This window comes from Pseudonocardia sp. ICBG1034 (genome assembly GCF_020131375.1).
GTDB classification, from domain to species: domain Bacteria; phylum Actinomycetota; class Actinomycetes; order Mycobacteriales; family Pseudonocardiaceae; genus Pseudonocardia; species Pseudonocardia alni.
Genome location: NZ_JAHLEK010000015.1, coordinates 1076674 through 1089849, shown reverse-complemented (window position 1 = coordinate 1089849; position 13176 = coordinate 1076674). Strand labels below are relative to the sequence as shown.

The 13176-nt window shown below is 73.6% G+C and carries 10 protein-coding genes; 1 reads left to right on the top strand and 9 read right to left on the bottom strand.

The genetic code is table 11. The annotated features are described in order from the left end of the window. Positions 1–40: 40 nt before the first annotated feature. The 7 genes from KPF22_RS06840 to KPF22_RS06810 form a co-directional block, all read right to left on the bottom strand. On the bottom strand, positions 41–1765 hold the full coding sequence (locus tag KPF22_RS06840) for an LpqB family beta-propeller domain-containing protein (RefSeq protein ID WP_208821664.1): 1725 nt from the start codon (positions 1763–1765) through the stop codon (positions 41–43). Then, the gene (gene mtrB, locus KPF22_RS06835) at positions 1762–3546 is read right to left on the bottom strand and encodes an MtrAB system histidine kinase MtrB (RefSeq protein ID WP_374107463.1); all 1785 of its coding nucleotides are present in this window, start codon (positions 3544–3546) and stop codon (positions 1762–1764) included. The genes KPF22_RS06840 and mtrB overlap by 4 nt, the downstream gene beginning before the upstream one ends. A gap of 28 nt (positions 3547–3574) precedes the next feature. Continuing rightward, complete coding sequence (gene mtrA / locus KPF22_RS06830) at positions 3575–4252, bottom strand: MtrAB system response regulator MtrA (protein ID WP_020622190.1); 678 nt, start codon at positions 4250–4252, stop codon at positions 3575–3577. Positions 4253–4277: 25 nt separating this feature from the next. Beyond that, a complete protein-coding gene (locus tag KPF22_RS06825; RefSeq protein WP_208821667.1) occupies positions 4278–4922 on the bottom strand; it encodes a dTMP kinase in 645 nt (214 codons plus the stop codon). Positions 4923–4938: 16 nt separating this feature from the next. Beyond that, positions 4939–5418 (bottom strand): NUDIX hydrolase, encoded by a 480-nt coding sequence (locus KPF22_RS06820; RefSeq protein WP_224401503.1) that lies wholly within the window; start codon positions 5416–5418, stop codon positions 4939–4941. A 75-nt stretch (positions 5419–5493) separates the two neighbouring features. Further along, entirely contained in the window at positions 5494–6981 is a 1488-nt protein-coding gene (ahcY, locus tag KPF22_RS06815) for an adenosylhomocysteinase (RefSeq protein ID WP_208821674.1), read from the bottom strand. A gap of 253 nt (positions 6982–7234) precedes the next feature. Next, a complete protein-coding gene (locus KPF22_RS06810) occupies positions 7235–8575 on the bottom strand; it encodes a glutamate mutase L (protein WP_224401502.1) in 1341 nt (446 codons plus the stop codon). A 119-nt stretch (positions 8576–8694) separates the two neighbouring features. Here KPF22_RS06810 and KPF22_RS06805 point away from each other — a divergent pair, with 119 nt between their 5' ends. Beyond that, entirely contained in the window at positions 8695–10326 is a 1632-nt protein-coding gene (locus tag KPF22_RS06805; protein WP_208821680.1) for a long-chain fatty acid--CoA ligase, read from the top strand. Positions 10327–10404: 78 nt separating this feature from the next. Here the strand turns inward: KPF22_RS06805 and KPF22_RS06800 are convergent, their stop codons facing one another. Both KPF22_RS06800 and ald read right to left on the bottom strand, forming a co-directional pair. Further along, positions 10405–11940: an amino acid permease gene (locus KPF22_RS06800; RefSeq protein ID WP_208821682.1), complete on the bottom strand. Its 1536-nt coding sequence runs from the start codon at positions 11938–11940 to the stop codon at positions 10405–10407. 93 nt (positions 11941–12033) lie between these two features. Then, on the bottom strand, positions 12034–13134 hold the full coding sequence (ald, locus tag KPF22_RS06795) for an alanine dehydrogenase (RefSeq protein WP_208821684.1): 1101 nt from the start codon (positions 13132–13134) through the stop codon (positions 12034–12036). Positions 13135–13176: the final 42 nt, after the last annotated feature.

Here is a 13176-nt window from a genome sequence, read left to right as displayed (position 1 = left end):
GAGTTGTCCACAGGCCGGGGACCCGGCCATTGGGACGCGCTCAGCCGGGGTAGAACGGCTGTGCGGCCGCTCCGGTCCCGCCCGCCTGCTGCCAGGCGTCGAACTCGCCGCCGGAGTAGCTCCACAGGCCGGTCCGGTCGGTCACGTACAGCGGGCGCCCCTCGGCGGCGGCCAGCGCCCCCAGCGGCGCGGTCAGGTTCGTGCCGGGGATCTGGTCCAGCCGCAGGCCGTCGGCGCTCACCTCGGACATGGGCCGGTCCGAGTCCGACGCGACCACGATCCGGTCCGCGGAGTGCCAGTCGATCGACACCACGTCGTCGAGGTCCCCGGGGCGCAGGCGCCGCAGCGGCCCGACGGCGACCTCGCCGTCGTCGAGCGGGACGATCGGGCCGACGAGGAGCGCACCGTCGGCGACGACGGCGATCCGGCCGCCCTCACGCGCCAGCACGATGTCCCCGATCCGGCCGAGCGGCGTCAGCCGGCCCGCGTCCACCGCGCCCTCGACCGGCGGCCCGGACGGCGGGACGAGGACCCGGCGCAGCCTGCCGTTCACGACCGCCCAGATCTCGTCACCCGCCCCGTTCCAGCTCAGCGAGCGGACGTCGGCGCCGGACACCGGGGTGGCGGTGAGCTCCCCGCCGAGCGGGCCGGTGAGCAGCCGCTGGGTGCCCGTCGACTCCCGGGACACGACGGCGATCCGCCCGCTGCGCGCGGAGGCGGCGGCCTCGGTGATGTCGAACGAGCCGTTCCCGGCCTGCCCGGCGACCGGTGCCGCCACGCCGGTCGCGCTGAGCTGACGGACCCGGCCGCCGTCGACGACGTAGGGGAACGCGGGGGCCCGGCCGGGGCCGGCGACGAGGTCGGCCTGGTCCGCGGCCGACACCGTCGGCGTCGCGGGGACCAGCGGTCCGCCGTCGGCCAGCAGCTCCACCCGCGGCACGCCCACCCCGCCGAGGGTCTGCGCGACCTGCGCGGCGAGCAGCTCCCGGTCCTGCGGGGACAGCCCCGACACCCCGGTCAGCTCGATCGACGCGGTGCCCGCCGCGGGGTCGGTCGTGGCCGAGCGGATCCGCGCGGTCGCCGGGAACATCGTCACCGCGGCCCCGGCCAGGCCGGTGGACGGCCCGCGCAACAGCACGTCGACGGCGTCCATCGCGAGCTCACCGGGACGCCCGCTGCGGATGTAGTGCCCGTCGGGCAGCAGCATCCGGCGGACCGGGTCGACGAACCAGGCCTGCAGCTCGCGGTAGTGCGAGCGGAAGTCCGACAGCCGGACCATCACCCCGGGCGGTGGCCGGTCGATCCGCCAGCGCTCGCCCTCCCGGACGACGCCGACGTCGACCTCGACCCGCTGGGGGGAGGACTCGAACGCCCCGCCCGGCCCGACCGTGCCCAGCCGGGTGCCCCGCACCCGCACCGTCATCCGGTCCGGGCCCGGTGTGCCGTTGTCCGGCGACACGACGGTGTCGAACCGCTCGTCCAGGACGGTCAGCGACGCCGCGTCGTCCCAGTCCGACGCCGACGCCGACAGGTAGCGGCGGGCCTGCGCGTGCCGGTCGTCGGGCGAGCCGGAACGGTAGACGAACCCGCGGACCAGGCCGAGCGGCTCGTCGTCCTCGATCGGACCGCTCAGGTTCTGCTCGGCGGCCTGCTCGCCCTGGCGCAGCACCTGCACGTCGGACTGCTGGGGCACCGTCGCGCACCCGGCGACGACGGCGGCGGCGACCGTCACGACCAGCGCCGCCAGCGCACGGCGGGCGGTCACCGGTCGCCGCCCGGGTCGATGATGGCGCGCTCGGCGGGCTGCATCGGCGCGTGCTCCTCGGGGCGCAGCCGCCACAGGTCCTCCTCGCGCAGGTCGCGGCCGATCCCCTGCGGCGGGGTCGGCACCGAGCTGCCGTTGCGCCGGTCCCCGGCCGCGGCGGCGGGCGGGCCGAGCGGCAGCGGCGAGGCGCTGATGTGCCCGCCCACCTCGCGCGGCAGGGTCAGCCGGAACGCCGAGCCGTTGCCCGGCTCGCCCCAGGCCTGCAGCCAGCCGCCGTGCAGCCGGGCGTCCTCGATGCTGATCGACAGCCCGAGCCCGGTTCCGCCGCTGCGCCGGGCCCGCGACTCCTCGGCCCGCCAGAACCGGTTGAACACCAGGTCGGCCTCGCCGGGCCGCAGCCCGACGCCGTGGTCGCGCACGACGACGGCGACCGCGGCGTCGTCGCCGGCCACCGTCACCTCCACCGGGCGGCCCTCGCCGTGGTCGATCGCGTTCGCGACGAGGTTGCGCACGATGCGCTCCACCCGGCGTGGGTCGGCCTCGATCAGCTCGCCCGCCGGCAGGTCCAGGACGAGGTCGGTACCGGCGTCGGCGGCGATGCCGCGCACCGCGTCGGTCGCCCGCCGCACCACCGCGGACAGGTCGACCCGTTCGGCACCCAGCTCGGCCACGCCGGCGTCGAGGCGGGAGATCTCCAGCAGGTCGGCGAGCAGCTCCTCGAAGCGGTCGAGCTCGGTGACCAGCAGCTCGGAGCTGCGGCGCAGCGCCGGGAGCAGCTCGTCGCGGGAGGCGTAGAGGACGTCGGCGGCCATCCGCACGGTGGTCAGCGGCGTACGCAGCTCGTGGCTGACGTCGGAGGTGAACCGCCGCTGGAGCGCCCCGAACTCCTCGAGCTGGGCGATCTGCGCGGCGAGGCTGCCCGCCATCTCGTTGTAGGACTCGGCGAGCCGGGCGACCTCGTCCTCGCCGCGCACGGCCATCCGCTCGTCGAGATGTCCCCCGGCGAAGCGTTCGGCCACGTCGGCGGCGTGCCGGATCGGGCGGACCACCTGCCGGGTGACGAGACTGGCGATCGCGGCCAGCAGCACCAGCAGCACCAGCCCGCCGACGATCAGCGTGCTCTGCACCAGCCCGAGGGTCAGCTGCTCACCGTTGAGCGGGAACAGCAGGTAGAACTGCAGCTCCCGGCCCGCGGTGGCGATCTTCTGCCCGATGACGAGGTTCGGGACGCCGTCGACGGTCGTGTACTGGCGGTTCAGGCTGTCCAGCGACCCGCGGGCGGTGATGTCCTGCTGGCGCGCGGTGATCTGGCCGACGTCGCCGGCGGACACCTCGGGCCCGTTCGCCGACCCGGTGGTCAGCGCGGCGCTGAACTCCCCGGCCGTCCCGGCCCGGCCGGGGCCGGTGGTGTCGGTGAGCCGTTCCAGGGCGGTGTCCAGTGTCTCCTGCACGCCCTCGCGGTCCGGGTCGACGCTCGCCAGCTGCCCCTCCAGGACCTGCCGGTTCGCGTCCGACTGGGAGATCGCGGCGTCGAGCTTGCTCTGCAGCAGCCGTTCGGCGATCTCGCTCTGCAGCACCAGGCCGAGCACCAGCACGACCGCCGACGACAGCGCCAGCGTCGAGGTGACCACCCGCAGCTGCAGCGACCGCCGCCAGGCCGCGGCGATGAGCACGCCCAGCTCGTGCGCCTGCGCCCGCAGCGGGCCCAGCGCGCGGGCGACCCGCCGGGCGCCGGGCAGCCGGGCGAGCCGGGTGCGGAGTCCGCGGCGCCGCGTCACCACGGCCGGTGCACCACCCGCGGCGCGCCGGTCACGGAGGACCGGCCTTGTACCCCACCCCGCGGACGGTCAGGACCACCTCGGGGCGCTCCGGGTCGCGCTCGACCTTCGACCGGAGACGCTGCACGTGCACGTTCACCAGACGGGTGTCCGCGGCGTGCCGGTAGCCCCACACCTGCTCGAGCAGGACCTCGCGGGTGAACACCTGGCGCGGCTTGCGGGCCAGCGCGACGAGCAGGTCGAACTCGAGGGGGGTCAGCGCGATCGGCCGGCCCTCCCGGGTGACCTGGTGCGCGGGCACGTCGATGTCGATCTCGCCGATGGACAGCTGCTCGGCGGGCTCGGCGTCGTTGCGGCGGACCCGGGCCCGGATCCGCGCGACGAGCTCCTTGGGCTTGAACGGCTTCACGACGTAGTCGTCGGCGCCGGACTCCAGCCCGAGCACGACGTCGACGGTGTCGCTCTTGGCCGTCAGCATGACGATCGGGACGCCGGACTCCGCCCGGATCGCCCGGCACACGTCGATGCCGTTCATGCCGGGCAGCATCAGGTCGAGCAGCACCACGTCCGGCTGGGTGTCCCGGACGGCGGGCAGTGCCCGCGTCCCGTCGGACACGACCGCTGTCTCGAAGCCCTCGCCCCGCAGCACGATGGTGAGCATCTCGGCCAGGGCCGGGTCGTCGTCGACCACCAGTACGCGCGACTTCATGGACGTCACTATCCCAGCCCCGTGATCAGCACCGGTGCAGCAGGGCGGGCACGAGGGCCGACGGTGCCGCGGCGGGGTCGTCGAGCACCGTCCAGCCGCTCAGCCAGGACCGCGCCGCCAGCTCCCGGTAGACGGCGTCGGTGCGGGCCTGCAGGCCGTCGTCGCTCTCGTAGGCGTCGCGGGCGCGGCCGGGCTCGGTGGCCGCGCGCGACCTCGCCCGCTCCGCGGCGACCTCCCGGGGCGGTGCCAGCAGCAGCTGGTGGCCGGGCACCGGGATGCCGAACCGGTCGATCTCCAGCGCCCGGACCCAGCCGACGACCTCGCCGCCGGCGTCCTGGCCGAGCCGGGCGGCGCTGTAGGCGGCGTTGGAGGCGACGTAGCGGTCCACGAGCACGACGTCGTGCGCGGCGAGCGCCGCACGCAGCCCGGCCGCGGCGGCCCGGCGGTCGAGCGCGAACAGCACCGCCATCGCGTGCACCGAGGAGGCGAGGTCGCCCATCCGGCCGTAGAGCGCGTCGCGGGCCAGCTCGGCGTGCACGTCGTCGTCGTAGCGGGGGAAGGCCGTCGTGGTGACCGAGGCGCCGTGTGCGCGCAGCTCGGCGACGAGCCCCGTGGTGAACGTGTGCTTGCCCGCACCGTCCAGTCCCTCGACGACCACCAGTTCCCCCACGGCGGTCGAGCCTAGGTCAGGCACCCAGCTCCGAGACGGTGGGCCAGGTCGTCGCGAAGCCCGGGTGCAGGTCCAGCTCATCGAGCCGGTCGGTGCGCACCCAGCGCAGCTCGGTGCTCTCCGCGCCGCGCACCCGGACCGGCGGCGCGTCCGGCGTCCGCACGACGACCGTGGTGTAGCTCCAGCCGCCGTGGTCGTCGACGAACTCCTCCACCGGCGCCAGCCCGGCGACGGCGAGGGTGCTCTCCTCGGCCGCCTCGCGCAGCGCCGCCCGCACCGCGGACTCCCCCCGGTCCCGGGCGCCGCCGGGGATCCCCCAGGTGCCGCCGTGGTGGCTCCAGGACGCCCGGTGCTGCAACAGCACCCGGTCGACGCCCGCCGGGTCGGCGTCGTCGCGGTGGCGCACGAGCAGCCCGGCCGCGCCGAACAGGCCCCAGTGCCGGTGACCCCGGGCGCAGTGCACCCAGCCGTCACCCGACCCGATCTCGATCGTCATCCCGACGGTGACCCCCTGGTACGCCGACGGCGCGGCGCCCCGGGAAGGGACCACCGCGCCGTCGGAACGGAGAACTCAGTAGCGGTAGTGCTCCGGCTTGTACGGACCCTCGACGTCCACGCCGATGTACTCGGCCTGGTCCTTGGTGAGCTTGGTCAGCTCGCCACCGAGGGCCTGCACGTGGATCCGCGCGACCTTCTCGTCCAGGTGCTTCGGCAGCCGGTAGACGTCCTTGTTGTACTCCTCGTGCTTGGTGAACAGCTCGATCTGGGCGATCACCTGGTTCGAGAAGCTGTTGGACATCACGAACGACGGGTGGCCGGTCGCGTTGCCCAGGTTCATCAGGCGCCCCTCGGACAGCACGATGACCGAGTGCCCGTCCGGGAAGATCCACTCGTCGACCTGGGGCTTGATGTTGATCTTCTTGATGCCCTCGACCCGGGCCAGGCCCGCCATGTCGATCTCGTTGTCGAAGTGACCGACGTTGGCGACGATCGCCTGGTGCTTGGCCCGCTTGAGCAGGTCGACCGTCAGGATGTCCTTGTTGCCGGTCGCCGTCACGATGATGTCGGCCTGCTCGATGACCGAGTCCAGGGTCGCGACCTGGTGGCCCTCCAGCAGCGCCTGCAGCGCGCAGATCGGGTCGACCTCGGCGACGATGACGCGCGCGCCCTGGCCCGCGAGGGCCTCGACCGAGCCCTTGCCGGTGTCGCCGTAGGCGGCCACGACGGCCACCTTGCCGCCGAGCAGCACGTCGGTGGCCCGGTTGAGGCCGTCGACCAGCGAGTGGCGGATGCCGTACTTGTTGTCGAACTTCGACTTGGTGACCGAGTCGTTGACGTTGATCGCCGGGAAGAGCAGCTCGCCGCGCTCGGCCAGCTGGTACAGCCGGTTGACGCCGGTGGTGGTCTCCTCGGTGACGCCGCGGATGTCGGAGTTGATCGTCGTCCAGCGCTGCGGGTCCTCGGCGAGGCTGCGGCGCAGGGTGTCGAACACGACCCGCTCCTCGTCGGAGACCGAGAGGTCGTCGTCGTCGAAGCTCGGCACGACGCCGGTCTTCTCGAACTCGACGCCCTTGTGCACGAGCAGGGTGGCGTCGCCGCCGTCGTCGAGGATCATGTTCGGGCCGACGACGTTGCCGTCGGCGTCACGGAACTTGAACAGCTGCTCGGTGCACCACCAGTAGTCCTCCAGCGACTCGCCCTTCCAGGCGAAGACCGGGACGCCCTGCGGGTTCTCCGCGGTGCCGTGCGGGCCGACGACGGTCGCGGCGGCCGCGTAGTCCTGGGTGGAGAAGATGTTGCAGGACACCCAGCGGACGTCGGCGCCGAGCGCGACGAGGGTCTCGATGAGGACCGCGGTCTGGGTGGTCATGTGCAGCGAGCCGGCGATCCGCGCGCCGGTCAGCGGCTTGGACTCCCCGTACTCACGGCGCAGGTCGATCAGGCCCGGCATCTCGTTCTCGGCGAGCCGGATGTCCTTGCGGCCGTACTCCGCCTCGGAGATGTCGGCGATCGCGAAGTCCAGGCCGCCGGCGTGCTGCAGCTTCGGGTGATCGGTCATGGGGTGGGTGCGCCTCCTCAGGCGTAAGAGTCGTACTCGTCGGCACGACGGGTGCGGTCCGGCCGGGAGGAGGAGCGGCGTACACGGGTCACGGCGTCCTCCCTCCTCGTCGGAGACAGGCGCCCTTTCTCGTCCGTGCCGGCCGGGCCCGAGCGTGGCGGCCGGTGACGGCCGCTGCAGCGCCTCTCGGCGCCCGGCGATGTCGCGACCTCCATGGTTCCGAGCCACCGCGGGGGTGTCAACTCAGGGGTGATCAGCCCGTCAGGTGCTCGGCGAGCAGCCCGCCCGCCGCGACCTCGCGGCCGTGCGCGGCCAGCAGCCCGGCCGGGGCCAGCACGGACTCGCTGTCGACCCGCACCTCCGCCCGGGCCAGCAGCGGGGCCAGGACGGCGTCGTGGCGCACCGTGCGGGCCGCCGCGGCCAGCCCGGCCGCGTCGCGCTGGCGGAACACGCCCCCGGTGAGCACGACGAGACCGATCTCACCCGCGTCGCCGGGGGTGTCCGGGCCGGCCCCGGGGTGCGCGGGGTCGGCCAGGACGCCGGTGTGGCGCAGGTGCCTGCGCAGCGCGACCACCGCCGCGATCGCGGCCAGCCTGCGGTCCTCGGCGGCCGCGCCCCGGTCGGCGGGCACGGTGGCCCGCGACTCCTGCAGCGCGGCGACGGCCGGGCCGAGCAGGTCGGCCTCCACCGGGTCGACGACGCCCTCGGTCTGGGCCTCCGTCAGGACGCCGACGGCGCCGTCGCGCACCCCGAGGTCGCCCTCCACCGTCGCGGCCGCCGGGCCGGGCCCGGGACCGCCGCGGTGCACGTCGGTGGTCGCCGACCCGACGTCGACGACGAGCACACCGGTCCCGGTCAGCCGGGCCAGTACCCCGGCCCCGGCGCCGACCGCGGCGTGCGTGGCGGAGTGGACCAGCGCGCCGAACCGGCCGGTGCCCGCACCGAGGACGTGCCGGGCGTAGAGCGCGGCGACGGCGTCCCGCGCGGGCCCGGCGACGATCCGGCCCGGCTGCGGCGTGACGTTGGGGCAGGTCGTGACCGCCCGCCCACCGGCCAGCAGCAGGCCGAGCGCGTCGGCGCGGGCGTCGTCGTCGTCGACCGAGAGCAGCACCGGCCAGTGCCCTCGGGTGCGGGCCAGCCTGCCCGCGTTGTGCAGCAGCACCGCCGGGTCGGCACCATCTGCACCGCCGAGCAGCAGCACCGCCCCGGGGCGGCGGCTCGACAGCTCCAGCACCGCGTCGGTCTCCAGCGGTCCGGGGTGCACCCCGACCACCCGGGCCCCCGCGGAGCGGCAGACCCGGTGCCCGGCCTCGGTGGCGATCAACGTCTCGGCCCCGACCACGGCCAGGCGCAGCGCCCCGCCCGCCGAGGAGCAGGCCAGCACCCGCGGCGCCGCACGCCTGCCCCGGCCCGCGGCGGCCGCTGCGGCCGCGACGGCCGCGTCGACCCCGGTGAGCACGTCGGGCGTGGTGGGGTGCTCGGCGAACCCCGCCGGGGTCCCGTCGGGCAGCACCAGCACGGCCTTGGTCCAGCAGGAGCCGACGTCGAGGCAGACCGCGGGCGAGTGCGGGTCGTCCGGCGACGCGTCGGTCATGGACGGCGAGCGTACCGAGGTCGGGCGGTCACAGGGAGTGTCCGCAGCAGATCCGTTGCGACCCGCACCTGCCCGAGAGGTGGGTGATCGCGGTCACCTCCGCAGGTAGGTTGATCGACGTGCTCGGACTGATGCAGGACCGCCCGCTGACCCTGCCGCACGTGTTCCACCGCGCGGAGCAGCTGTTCGCGCGCAAACGGATGGTGACCGCTCGGCCGGACGGCACCGAGGACGTCGTCACGGTGGCCCAGTGGGCCGAACGGGTGCGGCGGCTCGCGACCGTCCTGGACACCCTGGGCGTCTCCGCGGACGGCCGGGTCGGCACGTTCTGCTGGAACACCTCCCGGCACCTGGAGCTGTACCTCGCCGCCCCGTGCACCGGCCGGGTGCTGCACACGCTCAACATCCGGCTGCACCCCGACCAGCTCGTCTACGTCGCCGAGCACGCCGGCGACGAGGTCGTCTTCGTCGACCGGTCCCTGCTGCCGCTGTTCTGGCCGCACGTCGACCGGCTGCCCGGCGTCGCGCACGTGGTGGTGCTCGACGACGGCGCCGACGTCGCGGTCCCCGACGACCCGCGGATCCGGTCCTACGAGGAGCTCCTGGCCGCGGCCGAGCCGTACGCGGGCCGGTTCGTCGTCGACGACGAGAACACCGCCGCCGCGATGTGCTACACGTCCGGGACCACCGGGAACCCGAAGGGCGTGGTCTACAGCCACCGCTCGACGATGCTGCACTCGCTCGTCACGCTGATCGCCGACGGTCCCGCGCTGGCCGAGCGCGACGTCGTCATGCCGGTGGTGCCGATGTTCCATGCGAACGCCTGGGGCCTGCCCTACGGCTGTCTGCTCGCGGGCACCGACCTGGTCTTCCCCGGCCCGGACCTGTCCCCCGGCGCGATCGTCGACCTCGTCGAGCGGCACCGGGTCACCGTGACCGGCGGGGTCCCGACGATCTGGATGAACGTCCTGCCGCTGCTCGGCGACCACGACCTGTCGTCGCTGCGCACGATCTTCTGCGGCGGCTCGGCGGTGCCGAAGGCGCTGTGCGAGGAGTACCGCGTCCGGCTCGGGGTGCCGCTGCTGCAGATCTGGGGCATGACCGAGACCTCGCCGATCGGCACGATGGGCGTGCTCGGCTCGCACCTCGACGGCGCCTCCGACGACGAGCTCGCCGCCGCCCGCGTCCGCCAGGGCAGGCCGATGCCGCTGGTGGAGATGCGGATCGCCGACCCCGGGACCGGCGAGGAGATGCCCTGGGACGACCACGCCACCGGGGAGGTGCAGGCGTCCGGGCCGTGGATCGCGAAGGAGTACTACCGCGGTGAGGGCGGCGGCGCCCAGTTCACCGACGACGGCAGGCTGCGCACCGGCGACGTCGCCACCGTCGACCCGTACGGCTCGTTCCGGCTGGTCGACCGCACCAAGGACCTGATCAAGTCCGGCGGCGAGTGGATCGGCACCGTCGAGCTGGAGAACGAGATCATGGCGCACCCGAAGGTGGCCGAGGCCGCGGTGATCGGCGTCGCGCACCCGCGGTGGGTGGAGCGGCCGCTGGCCTGCGTCGTCGTCGAGGACGGGCAGTCCCTCACCCTCGACGAGCTGCGGGAGTTCCTCGCCGACCGGGTCGCGAAGTGGTGGCTCCCCGACGCCCTGGAGCTGGTCGACGAGGTGCCGAAGACCAGCGTCGGCAAGTTCTCCAAGAGGACCCTGCGCGAGCGGTTCGCGGACTACACCCTGCCGACCGCATGAGGCCGGGAGACGTTCTGTCCGTCCGACGCGCGACGGCGGCGCACCCGGGGATCGGGTACGCCGCCGTCGCGGGTGAGCTCAGTCGGAGGACGTCGCCTGGGCGGGCAGGTCGCCGCGCTCGCGGCGGCCGAGGATCGAGTTCTTCCGCGAGTACGCGAAGTACACGATCACGCCGATGACCATCCAGATGATGAACCGCAGCCAGGTCTCGACCGACAGGTTCAGCATCAGCCAGACGCAGGCGAGCACGGCCAGGATCGGCACGAGCGGCACCAGCGGGGTGCGGAAGCCGCGGGGCAGCTCCGGCCGGGTCCGGCGCAGGACCACCACGCCGATCGCGACCAGCACGAACGCGAAGAGCGTGCCGATGTTGACCATCTGCTCGAGGTCCTGGGCCGGGAAGAACGTCGCGACCAGCGCGATGACGACGCCGATCAGCCAGGTGGCGCGGCCCGGGGTGCCGAAGCGGTTGGTCTTCGCCAGCGCGGTCGGCAGCAGCCCGTCGCGCGACATCGCGAAGATGACGCGGATCTGGCCGAGCATCAGCACCATGACGACCGTGGTGAGGCCGAGCAGCGCGCCGACGGCGATGATCGTCGCCGCCCAGTTGATGCCGAGCGAGGCGAACGCCGTGGCCAGGGTGGCGCGGGTGCCGTCGGGCTGGGTGGCCAGGTCGGTGTAGGGCACCATGCCGGTGATCACCAGGGCGACCGCGACGTAGAGCACGGTCACGATGGCGAGCGAGCCGAGGATGCCGCGCGGCAGCGCCTTCGACGGGTTCTTGGTCTCCTCCGCGGTCGTCGCGACGGCGTCGAAGCCGATGAAGGCGAAGAACACGATCGCGGCGGCGGCGAACACGCCGTAGACGCCGAACACGCTCGACGAGGCGCCCCCGAAGAACGACAGCAGTGACTGCTGGATGCCGGTGCCGGTCTCGACGGTGCCGGGCGCGGGCTCCGGGACGAACGGGGTGTAGTTCGCCGCGTTGATGAAGAAGGCGCCCAGGATGATCACGAACAGCACGATCGCGACCTTGATCGTGGTGATCACCAGGCTGACCCGGCTGGACAGCTTCGTACCGCGGTAGAGCAGGAACGCCAGGACGACGACGAGCAGCAGCGCACCCCAGTCGAAGGAGAAGAAGCTCCCCAGCTCGAACGAGGTCGAGATGTCGATGCCGATCAGGCCGAGGGTCTGGGCGAGGTACTCCGACCAGCCCTTCGACACGTAGGCCGAGCCGACCGCGAACTCCAGGACCAGGTCCCAGCCGATGATCCAGGCGATGAACTCGCCCAGGGTGGCGTAGGAGAAGGTGTAGGCGCTGCCGGCGACCGGCACCGTGGAGGCGAACTCCGCGTAGCAGAGGGCCGCCAGACCACACGCCACCGCGGCCAGCACGAACGACAGCGACACCGCGGGACCCGCGATGTTGCCGGCCGTGCTGGCGGCGAGGGTGAAGATGCCGGCACCGATGACCACCGCGACCCCGAAGACGATCAGGTCGATCGTCCCCAGGTCCTTCTTCAGCCGGGTGTCCGGTTCGTCGGTGTCCCGGATGGATTGCTCGACCGTCTTGGTGCGGAACATGCCGCCACCACGGCTCGTGACCGTCATGGGCGGTGAAGCTACGACGTCGTTGCGTCCTGCGTCACGTCTCCGTGCACAGATTTGAGGTCACGATGCTGTTGCGCCGTCGAACCGGGTCGGTCAGAGGGTGCCGTGCGGCAGCCCGTGCGCCTGCGCGACCTCGTGCGACAGCAGCGTGCCGGCGTGGGTCGACAGGCCCGCGGCGAGGTGCGGGTCGGCATCGGTCGCGGCCCGCCAGCCCTGGTCGGCCAGGCGCAGCACGTGGGGCAGCGTCGCGTTGGTGAGGGCGCGGGTCGAGGTGTGCGGCACCGCACCGGGCATGTTCGCGACGCAGTAGAAGACGGTGTCGTGCACCCGGTAGGTCGGGTCGGCGTGGGTGGTGGGCCGCGAGTCCTCGAAGCATCCGCCCTGGTCGATCGCGATGTCGACGAGTACGGCGCCGGGCCGCATCTGGGAGACGAGCTCGTTCGACACCAGGGTGGGCGCCTTGGCCCCGGGCAGCAGGACCGCACCGATCACCAGGTCGGCACCGGTCACCGCCTCGCGCACGGACAGCGCGGTGGAGTACTGGGTGCGCACGGCACCGGCGTACTGCTCGTCGATCACGCGGAGCTTGTCCACGTCGACGTCGAGCACGGTCAGCTTCGCGCGCATGCCGGCGGCGATGGCGATGGCGTTCGCCCCCGCGACCCCGGCACCGAGCACGACGACGTCGGCGCCCGGCGCGCCCGGGACGCCGCCCAGGAGCATGCCGCGCCCGCCCGCCGAGCGCATGAGGTGGTAGCCGCCGGCCTGCGGGGCGAGCCGGCCCGCGACCTCGCTCATCGGGGCGAGCAGCGGCAGCCGGCCGCGGGAGTCGGTGACGGTCTCGTAGGCGATGGAGGTCGTCCCCGCCGACAGCAGCGCGTCGGTGCAGGCACGGGACGCGGCCAGATGCAGGTAGGTGAACAGCGTCAGGTCCGGGCGCAGGTGGCCGTACTCCGAGGAGATCGGCTCCTTCACCTTGAGCAGCAGCTCGGCCGAGCCCCACACCTCGGCGGCGTCGGACGCGATCTGCGCCCCGGCCTCCTTGAAGTCGGCGTCGGAGATCGCGGACCCGGCGCCGGCGTCGTGCTCGACGACGACCTCGTGCCCCCGCCCGACGAGCTCGTGCACCCCGGCGGGCGTGAGCGCCACCCGGAACTCGTTGTCCTTGGTCTCCTTCGGCACCGCGACGCGCATGTCCCTCTCCTCCACTCGGCCCGCCAACTGCATCAATGGTGA